General features: G+C 67.0%; 2 protein-coding genes and 1 pseudogene. All 3 read right to left on the reverse strand.

Annotated features, from left to right (window positions below; all coding sequences use genetic code 11):
• The coding region (gene ssb / locus DMC18_RS24155; protein WP_233248283.1) for a single-stranded DNA-binding protein at positions 1-430 on the reverse strand (430 nt) is incomplete at its 3' end.
• Between the two features lie 160 nt (positions 431-590).
• The gene (locus DMC18_RS24160) at positions 591-980 is read right to left on the reverse strand and encodes a hypothetical protein (RefSeq protein ID WP_110121796.1); all 390 of its coding nucleotides are present in this window, start codon (positions 978-980) and stop codon (positions 591-593) included.
• A gap of 109 nt (positions 981-1,089) precedes the next feature.
• Positions 1,090-1,259, reverse strand: a pseudogene (locus DMC18_RS26705) (hypothetical protein); the annotation flags it as partial.

Consider the following 1,259-nt stretch of genomic DNA (forward strand, 5'->3'; position numbering starts at 1 on the left):
CGCCGTAGCCGCCACCGCCGCCCTGGCCGTAGCCGTCGTCATAGCCGCCCGAGGGCGCGCCGGCGCCGGCGCCGTCGCCACGGCCGCCCAGCATGGTCAGCTCGCCGCGGAACTTCTGCAGCACGATCTCGGTGGAGTACTTTTCCTGGCCCTGCTGATCGGTCCACTTGCGGGTCTGGATCGCGCCCTCGATGTAGACGGTCGAACCCTTGCGCAGGTAGCTCTCGGCCACCTTCACCAGGTTGTCGTTGAAGATCACGACGCGGTGCCACTCGGTCTTTTCCTTGCGCTCGCCGCTGGAGCGGTCGCGCCAGGTCTCGGACGTGGCGATGCGCAGGTTGGCGACGCGGTCGCCCGAATTGAGGGTGCGGATCTCGGGGTCGGCCCCGAGGTTGCCGACCAGGATGACCTTGTTGACGCTGCCAGCCATTTGGCGAATGCCCTGTTCTCGCCCGGCGACCCTATGCGCCGGAATCTCGAGCGGAGACGTTAACGACTCAGCAAGGCGGAAATCAAGAATTGTTCACCAAACGTTCCTGTGAACAGAGAGCGGTTATCCACCGCCCTCTCCTCGCCTCTCGGAAACGGTCCTAGCGCGCCGGCAAGGCGCCGGGCACGGCCAGACGGCCGTCGCCCGTGCGCACCAGCGACATGAACCGGGCGCCTTCGTAGCTGTCGCCCAGATAGATGCCCTCGCGTTCCACGAAGATGAACTTGCCCTGGTAGGAGCCGGTCAGCTGCTCCTTGCGGAGGCCCATGCGCAGGAAGCGGATGCGCATCCCTTCCAGCGTGGCCGCGCAGGTCTCCATGTTGGGCACGTTACGTTCGACCGAGTTGAACTGCAGCGTGCCGTCCTTCTTCTCGATGACGTGGTTGCAGACGCCCTGATCGAAGGGCGCGCGGGTGGCCTTGACGCAGCCCGACAGGCCGCTCGCGGCGACGCCGAGGGCCAGCACGGCGGCGATGGGGGAAACGCGCATCAGAGAACTCCTTCGGCCCAAGAGCCTTTCCCGCCGGGGAAAGGCCCTCATTCAAATATCCATAGCGCGCCCGGGCGGGTTAATCGCCCAAACTTGACCCTGCCGCGCTCTAGCCGACGCTGGGAATGGCGCAGCTGGCGGCCTGCTCCACCACCAGGTGGAACGAACGGTTGTCGGACGAGGCCTCGACGCGGCCCGGCAGCAGGCGCAGCGTCTCGTCGCCCCAGCGGCCGTAGGTGGCGCCGCCCGGACGCTCGCACTTGCCGGCGAAGAGCTGCT

Source organism: Caulobacter sp. D5, assembly GCF_003185805.1.
Classification (GTDB): Bacteria; Pseudomonadota; Alphaproteobacteria; order Caulobacterales; family Caulobacteraceae; genus Caulobacter.

Excerpts from the sequence above, each read along its gene's own strand:
- DMC18_RS24160 (WP_110121796.1), bottom strand. The coding sequence starts at position 980 with ATGCGCGTTTCCCCCATCGCCGCCGTGCTGGCCCTCGGCGTCGCCGCG.